This is a genomic window from Pseudomonas sp. St386, assembly GCF_018325865.1.
In the GTDB taxonomy this organism is placed as follows: Bacteria; Pseudomonadota; Gammaproteobacteria; order Pseudomonadales; family Pseudomonadaceae; genus Aquipseudomonas; species Aquipseudomonas brassicacearum.
The window spans coordinates 4,249,814-4,264,384 of record NZ_AP021900.1 but is presented as its reverse complement, the minus strand read 5'-3'; the positions used below and the strand labels follow the sequence as shown (position 1 = coordinate 4,264,384).

Annotated in this window: 12 protein-coding genes and 1 pseudogene; 3 read left to right on the top strand and 10 right to left on the bottom strand. The window is 61.9% G+C overall.

The window, feature by feature from the left end; all coding sequences use genetic code 11:
- Positions 1 to 7: 7 nt before the first annotated feature.
- A pseudogene (locus tag KI235_RS18630) lies at positions 8 to 1,755 on the bottom strand (ABC transporter permease subunit).
- Here KI235_RS18630 and KI235_RS18625 point away from each other — a divergent pair.
- Complete coding sequence (locus KI235_RS18625; RefSeq protein WP_212795223.1) at positions 1,754 to 2,041, top strand: hypothetical protein; 288 nt, start codon at positions 1,754 to 1,756, stop codon at positions 2,039 to 2,041. The pseudogene KI235_RS18630 and the gene KI235_RS18625 sit on opposite strands and share 2 nt — an antisense overlap.
- A 429-nt stretch (positions 2,042 to 2,470) precedes the next feature.
- Positions 2,471 to 3,004, top strand: a complete 534-nt coding sequence (locus tag KI235_RS18620; protein WP_003203062.1) for a hypothetical protein — start codon at positions 2,471 to 2,473, stop codon at positions 3,002 to 3,004.
- Between the two features lie 1,189 nt (positions 3,005 to 4,193).
- On the opposite strand, the gene KI235_RS18615 is transcribed toward KI235_RS18620, so the two are convergent.
- The 9 genes from KI235_RS18615 to KI235_RS18575 are packed head-to-tail and all read right to left on the bottom strand — an operon-like array spanning position 4,194 to position 12,901.
- Positions 4,194 to 5,267 (bottom strand): chemotaxis response regulator protein-glutamate methylesterase, encoded by a 1,074-nt coding sequence (locus KI235_RS18615; RefSeq protein WP_003203057.1) that lies wholly within the window; start codon positions 5,265 to 5,267, stop codon positions 4,194 to 4,196.
- A 2-nt stretch (positions 5,268 to 5,269) separates the two neighbouring features.
- Positions 5,270 to 5,767, bottom strand: a complete 498-nt coding sequence (gene cheD, locus KI235_RS18610) for a chemoreceptor glutamine deamidase CheD (protein ID WP_003203055.1) — start codon at positions 5,765 to 5,767, stop codon at positions 5,270 to 5,272.
- Positions 5,764 to 6,600: a protein-glutamate O-methyltransferase CheR gene (locus KI235_RS18605; RefSeq protein WP_003203053.1), complete on the bottom strand. Its 837-nt coding sequence runs from the start codon at positions 6,598 to 6,600 to the stop codon at positions 5,764 to 5,766. Before KI235_RS18605 ends, cheD begins: the two co-directional genes overlap by 4 nt.
- Positions 6,597 to 7,133, bottom strand: coding sequence for a chemotaxis protein CheW (locus KI235_RS18600; protein WP_003203051.1), 537 nt, complete (start codon positions 7,131 to 7,133; stop codon positions 6,597 to 6,599). The genes KI235_RS18605 and KI235_RS18600 overlap by 4 nt, the downstream gene beginning before the upstream one ends.
- A gap of 39 nt (positions 7,134 to 7,172) precedes the next feature.
- On the bottom strand, positions 7,173 to 8,831 hold the full coding sequence (locus KI235_RS18595) for a methyl-accepting chemotaxis protein (protein WP_003203049.1): 1,659 nt from the start codon (positions 8,829 to 8,831) through the stop codon (positions 7,173 to 7,175).
- A 33-nt stretch (positions 8,832 to 8,864) separates the two neighbouring features.
- Positions 8,865 to 10,967 (bottom strand): chemotaxis protein CheA, encoded by a 2,103-nt coding sequence (locus tag KI235_RS18590; RefSeq protein WP_212795222.1) that lies wholly within the window; start codon positions 10,965 to 10,967, stop codon positions 8,865 to 8,867.
- A 39-nt stretch (positions 10,968 to 11,006) separates the two neighbouring features.
- Complete coding sequence (locus KI235_RS18585) at positions 11,007 to 11,291, bottom strand: STAS domain-containing protein (protein WP_003203046.1); 285 nt, start codon at positions 11,289 to 11,291, stop codon at positions 11,007 to 11,009.
- Positions 11,292 to 11,306: 15 nt separating this feature from the next.
- Positions 11,307 to 11,675 (bottom strand): response regulator, encoded by a 369-nt coding sequence (locus KI235_RS18580; protein ID WP_003203044.1) that lies wholly within the window; start codon positions 11,673 to 11,675, stop codon positions 11,307 to 11,309.
- Positions 11,676 to 11,686: 11 nt separating this feature from the next.
- Entirely contained in the window at positions 11,687 to 12,901 is a 1,215-nt protein-coding gene (locus KI235_RS18575; protein WP_003203042.1) for a methyl-accepting chemotaxis protein, read from the bottom strand.
- Positions 12,902 to 13,206: 305 nt separating this feature from the next.
- Between KI235_RS18575 and KI235_RS18570 the strand changes: the two genes are divergently transcribed.
- Positions 13,207 to 14,553 carry an MATE family efflux transporter gene (locus KI235_RS18570; protein WP_003203040.1) on the top strand — a complete coding sequence of 449 codons (1,347 nt, stop codon included), beginning with the start codon at positions 13,207 to 13,209 and terminating at the stop codon, positions 14,551 to 14,553.
- Positions 14,554 to 14,571: the final 18 nt, after the last annotated feature.

The window sequence follows — 14,571 nt, the reverse complement described above, 5'->3', positions numbered from 1 at the left end:
TCACCCCTCAATCAATTCGAAGCCGACGCTCGGCGAAACCGTACAGCGGGCGCCACAGCAACCGGTTGAAACCCACCACGAAAATCGACATGACCACAACGCCCAGCGCCACTCGTTGCAGATCCCCGGCCGTGGTCGCCTGGGCGATGAAGGAGCCCAAGCCGGACGCGTACAAATGGTGGTCGCCCCAGGACACCGCCTCGGCGACGATGCTGGCGTTCCATGAGCCGCCCGCTGCCGTGAGGGCGCCGGTGACGTAGTAAGGGAAGACGCCCGGCAGCGCGACCTGGCGCCACCACTGCCAGCCGCGTATGTGGAAGCTGCGCGCCGCCTCGCGCAAATCGGTCGGCAGGGCGCTGGCACCGGCAATCACGTTGAACAGGATGTACCACTGGGTGCCCAGGATCATCAGCGGCGAAAGCCAGACATCGGGGTTGAGTTTCAGGGCGACGATGGCGATCACCGCGAACGGAAATAGCACGTTGGCCGGGAAGGCTGCCAGTAACTGCGCGATGGGTTGCAGGCGCTCGGCCCAGCGCGGGTTCAAGCCGGTCCAGACGCCGATGGGCACCCACACCACGCTGGCCAGCACGATGAGTACGCTGACGCGCACCAGGGTGATCAGGCCCAGGCCAAACGTACTGGCGACGTCCTCCCAACCTAAAGTGCTGCCGATGAACCGCGACAACTGCAGGATGCCGGCGATGCAGGCAGCGGCGACCAGGGCGAGCCAGACCCGGTCGGCTGTGCGGCTGACGCGGGCACTGGTCTTGAAGCGGATGGACGGCAGCCGGGGAGCTTCTCCAGGAATAGCGAGGCCTTGATGCTGCCCAGCGCCAGCAGCACCAAGGGCACCAGGCGAGTCGAGCGCAGCAGGTCGTAGACCCTGGACCGTGGGCGTTTCTGGGAGGCGGTCTGCTCGAAGCGGAATTTGTCCGCCCAGGCGACGATAGGCCGGAAAAACAGCAGGTCATAAGCAATGATCACCGCGACCATGGCCAGTACCGCCCATGCAATCGCGGCGATGTTTTGCTGCTCGATTGCCAGCGCCAGCCATGAACCGATCCCCGGCAGGCTGACGGTGGTGTCGCCGACGGTGATGGCCTCGGAAGCGACCACGAAAAACCAGCCGCCGGACATCGACATCATCATGTTCCACACCAGGCCCGGCGTGGCGAAGGGCAACTCCAGCCTGATGAAGCGTTGCCATGGCGAAAACGCGAACTGTCGGCTGACCTCGTAAAGATCGTTGGGCACGGTTCTCAGCGATTGATAGAAACTGAAGGTCATGTTCCAGACTTGACTGGTGAAGATGGCGAAGATGGCCGCGCACTCCACGCCGGTTTCCTTGCCCGGGAAAAGTCCCATGAAGAACACAACGGTAAACGTAAGAAAGCCAAGGACTGGCACGGATTGGAGAATATCCAAGGCGGGCAGGATAACGATTGCAGCCTTGCGGCTTTTGGCAGCCAACGTGGCGACGACCAAGGAAAAAACAAACGAAGCGAACAAGGCGATGAACATGCGCAAAGTCGTGCGCAAGGTATATTCCGGCAGGTGCACCAGATCAAGGGACAGCGGTGAAGCATCAAGCACGCCGAGGGGCTGGTTCATTTGATCCAGGCCATGGAAGACAAAGGCAGCCAAGAGCAACAGGAGGCCCAGCAGCGCTATATCGGCCCGCCAGGAACTAGCAGGAAGTTGTTCCCGGTTTTTGAAGGGCGTCAATACAGGTGCAAGGAAAGAAGGGCGCATGGATCACCTCTATTTACTGTGCAAAGCCAGAGCTGCGACCACACTTGCGATCATTGGATGTCATGAAGTTGAAGCGCACTTGAACGGGGGCGTTAAATGCCCGGCAAGATTAAGTGCTGCCTGGGCCGATGACCACGCTGACTTGGGACATGAAAATATACTTTGGTATATCCGCTCCCCTTCGGTGAAAGAACTTCGCCGTATCTGTCGCTTATTGAAAGTTGCGCGACGGGGGCGGGCGGGCGTTCGTCTGATCCGTATTTTCCTGCGTCAGGAGCCTCTGTAATGAACCCGGCCCCCACCCCAGAATAAACACGCGGTTTGCCTATCGGACGGCCCGTGTACTGCAATTTTTTGGTCCAGGAGTGCTCATGGCGAAGATGGCGATTTTTTTAGGTGGGTTTTTGGCGCTGACTATTTTGATCGGCGTGCTGGCGACGATTTCGCCTGTATAGGCAACGGCTGCTGGAAAGCCTGCGGAGAGCGATTTCATTGATCGTTCCCACGCTCTGCGTGGGAATGCCTCCACGGACGCTCCGCGTTCGGCTCTTGAAGGGACGCAGAGCATCCCAGGCTGCATTCCCACGCAGAGCGCGGGAACGATCATCGAGTTCTTTCCGACCATTCCCACATGCTCCGAGCCCTGTTCGTCTATCCGCAAATGGCTCCAAGCCGGCAACATAGTTGTTCCTCACGCCGCAAAGGAAGGCATCCCATGGGCCGGAGCCGCTACGTCATTACCGAACCCGAAAAACCCCACTTTCTCACCTGCACATTGATGGAGTGGTTGCCGCTGTTCATACGGCCCTATCTCGTTGATCACCTGCTTGGGTGCTGGCGCTATCAGCAAACCCATCAAAACTTGCAGTTGTTCGGTTATGTCGTTCTTGAAAACCATCTGCATTTCGTTGCCCAAGCGCCGAATCTGGGCAAGTGCTTGCGTCAGTTCAAATCCTTTACGGCGCGCCAGATCATCAACGACCTACAGAGCAAGGGCGCTGCGCGGGCATTGCAACGCCTGCGGTTCAGCAAGCGAGCACATAAGCAGGACAGGGTCTATCAGCTCTGGCAAGAAGGCTCACATGCGGAGCAAATCCATAGCGAAGCGGTCATGCGCCAGAAACTGGATTACATCCATTTCAACCCAGTGAAGCGTGGGTACGTGGAGTTACCGGAGCATTGGCGCTACTCCAGTGCACGCAATTATGCGGGGATGGAAGGGTTGATTGAGATTCAGCGATGGTATTGACCGCGGCGTTCACTGCCCTCCGCCAGAAGCGGAACGCAGAGCGTCCCTGGCGGCGTTCCCACGCGGAGCGTGAGGAACGATCGTTCACCGCCACCGCAACCTGATCGCTCCCACGCTCTGCGTGGGCATGCATCCCGTGACGCTCTGCGTCACCTTCCAGAAGCGGAACGCAGAGCGTCCCTGGCGGCGTTCCCACGCGGAGCGTGAGGAACGATCGTTCACCGCCCCGCCACCTGATCGTTCCCACGCTCTGCGTGGGCATGCATCCCGTGACGCTCTGCGTCACCTTCCAGAAGCGGAACGCAGAGCGTCCCTGGCGGCGTTCCCACGCGGAGCGTGAGGAACGATCGTTCACCGCCACCGCAACCTGATCGCTCCCACGCTCTGCGTGGGCATGCATCCCGTGACGCTCTGCGTCACCTTCCAGAAGCGGAACGCAGAGCGTCCCTGGCGGCGTTCCCACGCGGAGCGTGAGGAACGATCGTTCACCGCCACCGCAACCTGATCGCTCCCACGCTCTGCGTGGGCATGCATCCCGTGACGCTCTGCGTCACCTTCCAGAAGCGGAACGCAGAGCGTCCCTGGCGGCGTTCCCACGCGGAGCGTGAGGAACGATCGTTCACCGCCACCGCTACCTGATCGCTCCCACGCTCTGCGTGGGCATGCATCCCGTGACGCTCTGCGTCACCTTCCAGAAGCGGAACGCAGAGCGTCCCTGGCGGCGTTCCCACGCGGAGCGTGAGGAACGATCGTTCACCGCCCCGCCACCTGATCGTTCCCACGCTCTGCGTGGGCATGCATCCCGTGACGCTCTGCGTCACCTTCCAGAAGCGGAACGCAGAGCGTCCCTGGCGGCGTTCCCACGCGGAGCGTGAGGAACGATCGTTCACCGCCACCGCAACCTGATCGCTCCCACGCTCTGCGTGGGCATGCATCCCGTGACGCTCTGCGTCACCTTCCAGAAGCGGAACGCGGAGCGTCCCTGGCGGCATTCCCACGCGGAGCGTGAGGAACGATCGTTCACCGCCCCGCCACCTGATCGTTCCCACGCTCTGCGTGGGCATGCATCCCGTGACGCTCTGCGTCACCTTCCAGAAGCGGAACGCAGAGCGTCCCTGGCGGCGTTCCCACGCGGAGCGTGAGGAACGATCGTTCACCAGATCAAGCTCCGCTGTAGGGACGGTCGTTGTTACCGATGCAGAATCACCTGCGCAATCTCCTGCAACCCCATCACCCGTTGTGCGGCGTTGAGTTTGATCGCTTCCTTGGGCATGCCGAAGACTACGCAACTGGCTTCGTCCTGGGCCACGGTGGTGCTGCCGGCGTCGAGCATTTCCTTCAGGCCGCGGGCGCCGTCGTCGCCCATGCCGGTCATGATGATGCCGGTGGCGTTGCGGCCGGCGAATTTGGCCACGGAGCGGAACAGCACATCCACCGAAGGGCGGTGGCGGTTGACCAGCGGGCCGTCCACCACCTGCACGTGATAGAACGCGCCGCTGCGGGTCACCATCATGTGTTTGCCGCCTGGTGCGATGAGCGCCAGGCCCGGGTGGATACGGTCGTTGTTGCGGGCCTCGCGCACTTCGATCTGGCACAGGCTGTTGAGCCGGGCGGCAAACGAGGCGGTGAATTTTTCCGGCATGTGCTGGACGATGACGATGCCCGGGCACACTCGCGGCAGGGCGGTGAGCACCGCTTCCAGGGCCTGCGTGCCGCCGGTGGAGGTGCCCAGGGCGACGATGCGTTCGGTGGTCTGCGCCATGGCGTGGCCGTTGGCGGCGGGCAACATGGCGTCGGCGGTGAGTTTGGTCGCGGGTGTCAGCGCGATCGGGGCGGGGCGCTTGCCCAGGTTGCGCACGTTGACCTGGGCGGCGGCACGGATCGCCGACACCAGCTCCGGCGCCGACTCCAACAGAAAGTTCTTCAGGCCGGTGGTGGGCTTGGTGATGATCTCCACCGCACCAGCGGCCATCGCCTGCAAGGTGGTTTCCGCGCCCCGGGGTGTCAGGGACGAGCAGATCACCACCGGAGTGGGGCGCTCGCTCATGATTTTCTTCAGGAACGTGATGCCGTCCATGCGCGGCATTTCCACGTCCAGCACGATCACGTCGGGCCATTCCTTGGCCAGTTTGTCCATGGCGAAAATCGGGTCGGACGCCGCGCCCATGACGTGGATGTCCGGTGTGTCGCTGAGGATCGCCAGCAACACCTGGCGAACCACGGCAGAGTCATCCACCAGCAGTACATTGATCTTTTTTGACATAGTCAGTGCCGGGTCCTTATAGGTTGGTGCCTGACCCACACATCGCCGCTGCAAAGGTCGAAGATGATGCTGCGGTGGCCAGTGCTGCCCATGTCCTGGGCGATCAGGTCGAGGCGATAGAGGGCGGCCATTTCCAGCGCGGCGTTGACGTTCAGCCGCGCCACATCGCCGTAGGGCACGTGGCGTTGCAGCTCGGGGAACATCTCGCCGCCGCCGAACAGCTTGAGTTGGTAGTCCTCGGGTTCGGTGTGGTGGGCCCGGGCCTGGTGGATGAACAGTTCGATGGCTTCGTCGGCATAGAGGCCGTTCAGTGCGGTGGAGCAGCGCACCCGACTGGGCAGCATGAAGTGGCACATGGCGCCGATCCTGCGTTCCGGATGCCACAGCGTGATCGCCACGCAAGAGCCGAGGATCGTGCGCAGGCGGGTCGGGCAGGTGGCGAAGCGAAACTCCCCAGGCGCCAGGTACACCTCGGCCACTTCCCTGATGGCGGCGTTCATGGTTTGCGGTAAATCGATGGCGCCACCAGTTTCAATGCATCGGACACACCGTTGAGGCTTTCCGAGTGGCTGATGATGAAATACCCGCCGGGCTTGAGCCGGGGGAACAAGCGGGCAACCACTTTGCTTTTGGTGGGTTGGTCGAAATAGATCATGACGTTGCGCAGGAAGATCACATCGAACTCCCCCAGATCCGGCAAGGTGTCGTTGAGGTTGACCTGGATAAAGTTGACCCGGTTGCGCAATGCCCGGTCGATGAGGAACGTGCCTTGCTGGCTGCCGGTGCCCTTGAGGCAATATTTCACCAGCAGCGGATGGGGCAGGGTGCGGGCACGTTCCATCGGGTAATGCCCGGCGCGCGCCTTGGCCAGCACCTGGCTGCTGATGTCCGAACCGATGACTTCCCAGGGTGTGGTGCCCAATCCTTCGGCCAGGGTCATGGCCAGGCTGTAGGGCTCTTCCCCCGATGAACTGGCCGCGCTCCACAAGCGAAAGGTCTTGCCCGGTGTCGCATGGGGCAGCACGTGCTGGCGCAGGAAGTCGAAATGCTTGGGCTCGCGGAAAAAGTAGGTCTCGTTGGTCGTCAACAGATCCAGCGCCACCTGCAGCTCATCGGTGCGCTGGCCGTTCATGATCAGCTTGAAATACTCGCCGTAACTGTCCAAGCCATAGTGCTTGAGGCGCTTGAACAAACGCCCGGCCACCAGGGCTTTCTTGGCCTCGGACAGGCTGATGCCGGCGGCCTGGTACAGCCAGGATTGGAACTGGCCGAACTCTCGGTCAGTGAGCGCCTGTGCGTTCAGCGTGCGTTCCTTGCAGGTATCGGCGTTCACGGGGCATCCACTTCCAGCGCGCTCGGGCTGGCTTCTGCGAGTAGGGACATCTCGTCGATGGACAGCACACGGTCCACCTCCAGCACGATGACGAACTTGCCATCGACCTTGGCCATGCCGCTGATGAAATCGGCACGGATCTTCGCGCCGAAACTCGGTGGCGGCTCGATCTGCGAGGCCGGGATTTCCAGCACCGCCGATACCGTGTCCACCAACAGGCCAATGTCCTGGGCCTGGCCGTCGGCGCTGGCCGCCTCGATGATCACCACGCAGCTGCGGCGACTGATCGCCGAATTCGGCCGGCCGAAACGGGCCGACAGGTCCACCACCGGCACGACCGCGCCACGCAGGTTGATCACCCCGCGCACGAAGGCCGGCATCATCGGCACCACGGTCAGGTTGCCGTACTCGATGATTTCCTTGATGCACAGGATGCCGATGGCAAACATCTCCGTGCCGAGCATAAACGTCAGGTATTGCGCTTCTTCCTCGACCGCGATGGCGGTTTGACGTGTGGTCGCGATGGCGCCCATTGCTTTTTCTCCTTTAAGCAAGCCAGTGGAACCGGGCCATCAGAACCGAGTGAATTCCGATTCGTCCGGGGCGCTGGCCATGTTGTAGGCAAACGCCTTGGGCATGACCGGTGCCTGAGTCCGGGCCGGTTTGCGGCTGGACGGGCCGGGGGTGTTGTCGACCCGAGCGACCTGGACGGCGGATTTGGGCGGCGTGTCCAGGGTGAAGAAGCTCATGGCCTGTTGCAGCTGCTCGGCCTGGCTGCTCATTTCCTCGGCGGTGGCGGCCAGTTCTTCGCTGCTGGAGGCGTTTTGCTGGGTCACCTGGTTGAGCTGGGTCATGGCGGTGTTGATCTGCGCCACACCGGCGGCCTGTTCTTCGGAGGCGGCGCTGATTTCCTGCACCAGGTCCGAGGTCTTGTTGATCGAAGGGACCATCTCGTTGAGCAGGTTCCCGGCCTTTTCCGCCATGTCGACGCTGCTGGACGACAGCTCGCCGATTTCCTGGGCGGCCACCTGGCTGCGTTCGGCCAGCTTGCGCACTTCGGCGGCGACCACCGCGAAGCCTTTGCCGTGTTCACCGGCGCGGGCAGCCTCGATGGCGGCGTTGAGCGCCAGCAGGTTGGTCTGGTAGGCGATGTCGTCGATGATGCTGATGCGCTGGGCGATTTTCTTCATCGCCACCACGGTCTGCTGCACCGATTCGCCGCCGTCGGTGGCTTCCTTGGCAGCCTTGCTGGCCATGCCATCGGTGACCTTGGCGTTCTCGGTGTTCTGGTTGATGCTGGCGCTCATCTGTTCGATGGAGGCACTGGTTTCTTCGACGCTGGCCGCTTGCTCGCTGGTGGCCTGGCTCATCGATTGTGCGGTGGCGCTGACTTCTTCGGAGGCGCTGGCCAGGTTGTCCGCCGCGTTACGCACTTCACCGATGATGTGCGAGAGCTTGCCCACCATGTTCTGCATGGCGTTGAGCACCATGCCGGTTTCGTCCTTGGACCCGCCCTCGATTTTTGCGTTCAAGTTGCCTTCGGCCAATTGTTCGGCGACGGCCGCGGCCTGTTTCAATGGGCGGGAGATGATGCGCGAGATGAACAGCGCCAGGCCCAGGCCCACCAGCAGGGCGGCAATCAGCACGGCAATGATCGACAGGCGCGATTTTTCAAACAGCGCTGCGCCACGCTCGCTGGCCTTGCCGGCTCCGACATCATTGAGCTCCACCATTTTTTGCAGATCAGTGGTCACCAGATCGAATTGACGTTTGGACTCGCCCTTGAGCAGTGCGTGGGCTTGCTCGGTCAGGTTTTGCCGGGACAGTGCAAACAGGTCCTTGCTCACGGCGAGGTAAGCGGTCCAGTCATTGCGGGTGGTTTCGAACAGTTGACGGTCTTCTGCATTGGAGAGCAATTTTTCATAGGTCGCCAGGCGCGTTTCAAAACCCTTCCTGGCTTCTTCCGCTTCTTGCTCGACAGTCACGCGTTCCTGTTCGGAGTCGGCGGTAATGTGACGGTTTTCCTTGAGGCGATAGTTCGCTCCGTAGAAACGCATGCCCGAGGCGGCACGCATGGACGGCATCCAGTTTTCCCGGATCTCGACCGTGGTGCTGTTTACTTCGCCCAGTTGGATGATCGCGAACACACCCATGACGGCTGTCAGTGCCAGCACCACAAGAAATGAAGTGATCAGTTTGGTGGCGATTCTAAGATCGTAGAACCATTTCATTGGGAAGTACCTCTCCATGGAATTGCTAAAGCGTCAGCGAGCGTTGGCTTGTTGGAATTGAGTCGGTGTGTAGCGGTTTTCCACTTGGGCGATCTGGGTGAGCAGCGCCGGTACGTCGAGAATCAACGCCACGGCGCCACTGCCCAGGATGGTCGAGCCACTGATGCCGCGAAGGGCACCAAACAGCTTGCCCAGCGGCTTGATCACGGTCTGGAATTCACCCAGCAAGTCATCCACCACCAGCCCGGCCTTGAGTTCGGCGTAGCGCACCACCACCACGTTCTGCCGGCGCGCGGCCGGGCCTTCGTGGCTGAAGTGATCGCGCAGGTAGACCAGCGGCAGCACCTCGCCGCGCAGGTCGAGGTAGCCTTGTTCGCGGCTGGCGAGCCCATCGTCTTCGCTCAGCTCGATGCATTCCTGGACCATATCCAGCGGAATGACATAGGTCGATTGACCGATGCCCACCAGAAAACCATTGATGATTGCCAGGGTCAGCGGCAGGCGGATACGGACCACGGTGCCCTTGCCAGGCTGGCTGTCCAGGTCGACGGTGCCGCGCAGCAGGGTGATGTTGCGCTTGACCACGTCCATGCCCACGCCACGCCCCGAAAGGTTGGTCACGGCCTGGGCGGTGGAGAAGCCAGGTTCGAAAATCAGGTTGTAGATTTCCTGGTCGGTCGGGCTCGCGCCCGGTGTTACCAGGCCACGTTCCTGGGCTTTTTCCAGGATCCGGTCGCGGTTCAGGCCGGCGCCGTCGTCGGCGATTTCCAGCACGATGCTGCCCGAGTCGTGATAGGCGTTGAGGTGCAGGTGCCCCTTGGCTGGTTTGCCAGCGGCCAGGCGCGCCTCGGCGGTTTCAATGCCGTGGTCCATGGCGTTGCGCAGCAAGTGCATGAGCGGGTCGCCGATTTTTTCCACCACGGTCTTGTCCAGCTCGGTCTCCGCACCGCTGATGATCAGGTCGATGTCCTTGCCCAGCTCCTGGCTGACATCGCGCACCACCCGACGGAAGCGGTTGAAGGTTTCGCCGATGGGGATCATGCGCAGGCGCAGGGCGCCGTCGAGGATTTCCTCCACCAGTGACGACACCGTCGAGGTGGATTCCTGCAACGGATCGTTGTTGCAGGTGCGGGCCAGCAGGCTGGCACCGGCGCTGGCGATGACCAGTTCGCCCACCAGGTTGATCAGTTCGTCGAGCTTGTCGGCATTGACCCGCACGTAGGTGCCGTCCTTGGCCTTGCTGTCGCTGGTCACCGCTTGTTTGTCGCTGGCGATCTGGGCAGGCACGCGCGGCGTCTTGCGTTGGTCGGACAACACCTCGCCGGTGGTGACCAGGGCGGTGTTTTCCTCGACCTGTTCCGGCGACGTGGCAACCAGGCCGGTGTTGGCCTGGGGGGCGATGTCGTTATCCAGGGCAACGATCTCGATCACGCAGTCTTCCCGGACGAAGTCGAATACTTCGTTGATCGCGCCGTGGCTGGCGGCCGAGCGAAACTCGATGTCGAAGCCCAGGTAGCAGGATTCGGCGTCCCAGGCATCGGCGGCGGGCAGGGCGTCGGTCAAGGTGGTGAGGTCGACGATTTCACCCAGGGTTTGCAGATAGCGCAGGAACGACAGCGGGTCCATGCCGTTGCGGAACACGTCCTGGCCGAAGCGCAGGGAGATGTGCCAGAGGCGCGTTTCGCCGGGTTCGCTGGTGTTGATTTCAGGGGTAGATGTCGGGGCCGCAGCGGGCGAGGGCGCCTGGTACTCCTGCAGGATCTGGCACAGCTCCACTTCCCGCTGCAGGGCCGGTGGCGGCAGCGCTCCGCCCTGGTTGGCGGCCACGTTGATCAGTTCCAGCATGTGATCGCTGGACTTGAGCAGCACCGCGATCAGGCCTGCGTCCACCTCGACGCTGCCATTGCGCAGGCGATCGAGCACGTCTTCGACGATATGGGTGAAGCTGACGATCGGTTCCAGGCCGAAAAGCCCGGCCGAGCCCTTGATCGTGTGCGCCGCCCGGAAGATCGCGCCAATGGCGTCATCGTCGCCGGGGTCGGTTTCCAGTTGCAGCAGCGACTCTTCCATCGCCTGCAACTGTTCCCGTGCCTCGACGATGAAGGTCTGTTGTGCCTGATCGAGATTGATGCTCACGCTCATATCCTTTGTCGTGTCCGACGTATTGCAACAGCCCTAGGCAACCAGGTTGCACAGGGCAAGTGTTTCCGTGACGGCCTTGCTTTGGCCCGTCAATGTCAGTTGGGTGCCGGCCTTGGCGGCCTCGCGCTGTACCATCAGCAGCAGTTGCAGGCCGGCGCCGTCCATCTCGGTGATCTGCGACAGATCGAGGGCCATTCGCGGTGTTGCGCCCAGGTGCGGCAACCATTGCGCGGCCAGGTCGGCGGCGGTGTAGATCGTCAGCTCGCCGTCGATGTGCACCTGGGCGGTGTCATCGTGTGTCTCGTATTGCCACGGCATGGGAGCCTCCGGCTATCAAGGAAGAATCAGCTTGGATACCGCCGCCAGCATCTGCGCCGGCTGGAACGGCTTGACCACCCAGGCCTTGGCTCCGGCGGCCTGGCCTTCCTGCTTCTTCGATTCCTGGGATTCGGTGGTGAGCATGATGATCGGCGTGAACTTGTAGCTGGCCAGCTTCTTGACCTCCTTGACGAAGGTGATGCCGTCCATGTTGGGCATGTTCACGTCACTGATGATCAGGTGCACTTTCTGGCCATTGAGCTTGCCCAGCGCGTCCTTGCCATCGCTGGCTTCGATCACGTCATAGCCGGCACTTTTCAACGCGATGCCGACCACCTGTCGAACGCTCGCGGAGTCGTCGACAACCAATACACTTTTAGCCATGAACGGCGCTCCTAAAAGAAGGTAATTTCCTGTGAAGTCTGTTGCGCGCCCGAGTCGCCGTGGTGATTACGGCGTTGCTCGTCGGTGGCGTAAGTGGTTTCCATGCGCGCCAGCCATTGGCGGGCGTCGATGGAAACAGCCTGTTCGGGCGACTGGCTGGCCTGCTGCATGTGCACATGCAGGTCCTCGATGTTGTCGCGCACGTGGCTGAGGATCTGGCTGACCCGATCCTGGAATTGCAGGCTGACCAGCACCTCGGTGAGTTCATCGCGGATGCCGAAGCTCTCGCGCTGCAGCATGTCGGCCGAGTCGGCCAAGCTGCCGGTGACACTCTTGAAGCGCTCCAGCACCTGCTGGATGCTTTGCTCGGAGGCACTGACCGAATGGCTGTCCTGGTCCGCGCCGCTGGACGCGGCATGCACCAGTTGGGTGATGGCGTTGTTGATGATGTCGACCTTGGCCGACATCTGCTGGCCGGTCTCGCTGGATTTGCTCGAGAGGCTGCGCACGGCGTCGGCCACCACGGCAAACCCACGCCCGGCCTCGCCGGCACGGGCGGCTTCGATGGCGGCGTTGAGGGCCAGCAGGTTGGTCTGTGCGGCAATCGCCGCGACATCGGCGGCCATGGTCCGCAGCTCGCCGGTATAGGCCGTCAGGTTGCGCACCTGGGCAAGGGTTTCATCGCGGCTGGCCTGGGTGGCCTTCAGGGAATCGATGACCTTGACCAGTTCACTTTCGCTCTGGGCCAGCACCTGTACGGCACCGCCACTGCTGCTGCCGGCCAACTCACCGGCGGCCAGTTGCGAGGCTTGCACGGTCTCTTCCAGGCGCGAAGAAATGCCGGTAAAGCGGCTGGTCAGCGAGACGATTGCGGTTTCGGTCTGCTGCCTGGAGCTTTCGACCTGCTTGGCCCAGATCGGCATCGCACCGAGAATGACTTCGTTGAGTTGCTCGCTGGTTTTATGGGCCAGGTGCTCGCTGGCTTGCAGGTCGTGGCGGGCCATGGCGGCGGCGATGGCGCGGTCGAACTGCTGACGTTGCGAACGCGCACCCCATACGCCAGCACCGACGCCAACGGCCAGGAGGGCAACAGCCAGGATGATGTTTTGAACACTTGGACCGTTGAGCAGTAAGACGCCAACGGCAGCAACAAAAGCGACGAGCACTGTGTTCCAGAGGATGCGAGGTGGTTGGGCGAAGGAATGACCGTGTGGGTACGACGTCATGGTTCGGTCCTTGAACAGAGTTTCTAACAGGTTATTTGCGAATAACTGGTTATCTGCGACCTCTACTCGGACTTTAAGACCGGCTGTCCGATACCGGTATTGCATAGGCATTGGCCTACACAGTACGTGGCACTGTGCTACTTCAGATTAGACGCTGTCTGTGAAATGTCGAATGCACCCGACGAAGGTATAAGCCACAACATAGAACCCTCAAGAGTGCTCTCCGGTTGATTCTTCTGAAACAGACTGAATGGATTGCGCTAAATTACCCCGCATTGGATTTCGAACCTGCCATCAGAGCCCCCATGCCCACCCAGCCCCTCTGGAAAACCTATCTTCTGTTCCTGGCCCCCATGGTCCTGTCCAACTTCCTGCAGTCCATGTCTGGCACGTTCAATAGCATCTACATCGGCCAGATGCTCGGTACCCAGGCCTTGGCGGCGGTGTCGGGCATGTTTCCCATCGTGTTTTTCTTTATCGCATTGGTGATTGGCCTCGGCGCGGGGGCGGGAGTGTTGATCGGGCAGGCCTACGGTGCCGGAGAAACCGGCACGGTGAAGGCGATTGCCGGTTCGACGTTGTTGCTGGGGGCGATCATCGGCCTGACGGCGGCGGTGCTCGGCAGTGTTTTTGCGCGTCAGGCGTTGCAGGGGCTCGGCACGCCGGCCGATGTGCTGGAGGATGCCGTTTCCTATGCCCGGGTCATGATGTGGATCCTGCCGATGTTGTTGGTATTTGTGCTGTTCACTCAACTGCTGCGCGGGGTGAGCGATACGGTCTCACCGATGCTGGCGCTGCTGATCTCCACCAGTGTCGGGCTGCTGCTTACGCCCGTATTGATTCGTGGTTGGCTGGGGTTGCCGCCGATGGGCATCCAGAGCGCGGCGCTGGCGGGGTTGGTGGGGACGGCCTCGGCCATGGCCATGCTGGCATGGCGCCTGAACCGTCGCGAGCATGCCCTGGCACCGGACCGGGCGTTGTTCGCGGCGATGCGCCTGGACACGGAGATCCTTGGCAAAGTGCTGCGCATTGGCTTGCCCACAGGGTTGCAGATGGTGGTGATCTCGTTGTCGGAGTTGGTCATCCTGACGCTGGTCAATAGCCATGGCTCCCAGGCCACGGCGGCCTATGGCGCGGTGACGCAGATCGTCAACTACGTGCAGTTTCCGGCGCTGTCGATCGCCATCACCGCCTCGATCCTCGGCGCCCAGGCCATCGGTGCCGGACGCCTGGAGCGCCTGGGGCCGATCCTGCGCACGGGGCTGTTGATCAACCTCTGGCTTACGGGTGGGCTGGTGGTCCTGGGCTATCTGTTGTCCCACTGGCTGCTGGGGTTGTTCATCACCGACCCGGCGGCACGGGTCCAGGCCGAACACCTGCTGCACATCATGCTCTGGAGCCTGTTGGTGTTCGGCTTCCAGGCGATCGTCGGCGGCATCATGCGCGCCAGCGGCACGGTGCTGGTGCCGGTCGCCATCTCGATCTTCTGCATCGTCGCCGTGCAAGTGCCAGCGGCGTATCTGCTGGACGCTCACTTCGGGCTGCAAGGGGTGTGGATGGCGTTCCCGGTGGCCTACTTGAGTATGCTGCTGTTGCAGACGCTGTACTACAAACGGGTGTGGCAGCATCAGCCGATCGAGCGGTTGGTGTAGAACAGAGCTTTCTGACAC

Coding starts and splice junctions, on each gene's coding strand:
- KI235_RS18615 (WP_003203057.1), bottom strand. CDS start 5,267: ATGTCAAAAAAGATCAATGTACTGCTGGTGGATGACTCTGCCGTGGTT.
- KI235_RS18595 (WP_003203049.1), bottom strand. CDS start 8,831: ATGAAATGGTTCTACGATCTTAGAATCGCCACCAAACTGATCACTTCA.
- cheD (WP_003203055.1), bottom strand. CDS start 5,767: ATGAACGCCGCCATCAGGGAAGTGGCCGAGGTGTACCTGGCGCCTGGG.
- KI235_RS18600 (WP_003203051.1), bottom strand. CDS start 7,133: ATGGGCGCCATCGCGACCACACGTCAAACCGCCATCGCGGTCGAGGAA.
- KI235_RS18570 (WP_003203040.1), top strand. CDS start 13,207: ATGCCCACCCAGCCCCTCTGGAAAACCTATCTTCTGTTCCTGGCCCCC.
- KI235_RS18625 (WP_212795223.1), top strand. CDS start 1,754: ATGGATCACCTCTATTTACTGTGCAAAGCCAGAGCTGCGACCACACTT.
- KI235_RS18580 (WP_003203044.1), bottom strand. CDS start 11,675: ATGGCTAAAAGTGTATTGGTTGTCGACGACTCCGCGAGCGTTCGACAG.
- KI235_RS18585 (WP_003203046.1), bottom strand. CDS start 11,291: ATGCCGTGGCAATACGAGACACACGATGACACCGCCCAGGTGCACATC.
- KI235_RS18620 (WP_003203062.1), top strand. CDS start 2,471: ATGGGCCGGAGCCGCTACGTCATTACCGAACCCGAAAAACCCCACTTT.
- KI235_RS18575 (WP_003203042.1), bottom strand. CDS start 12,901: ATGACGTCGTACCCACACGGTCATTCCTTCGCCCAACCACCTCGCATC.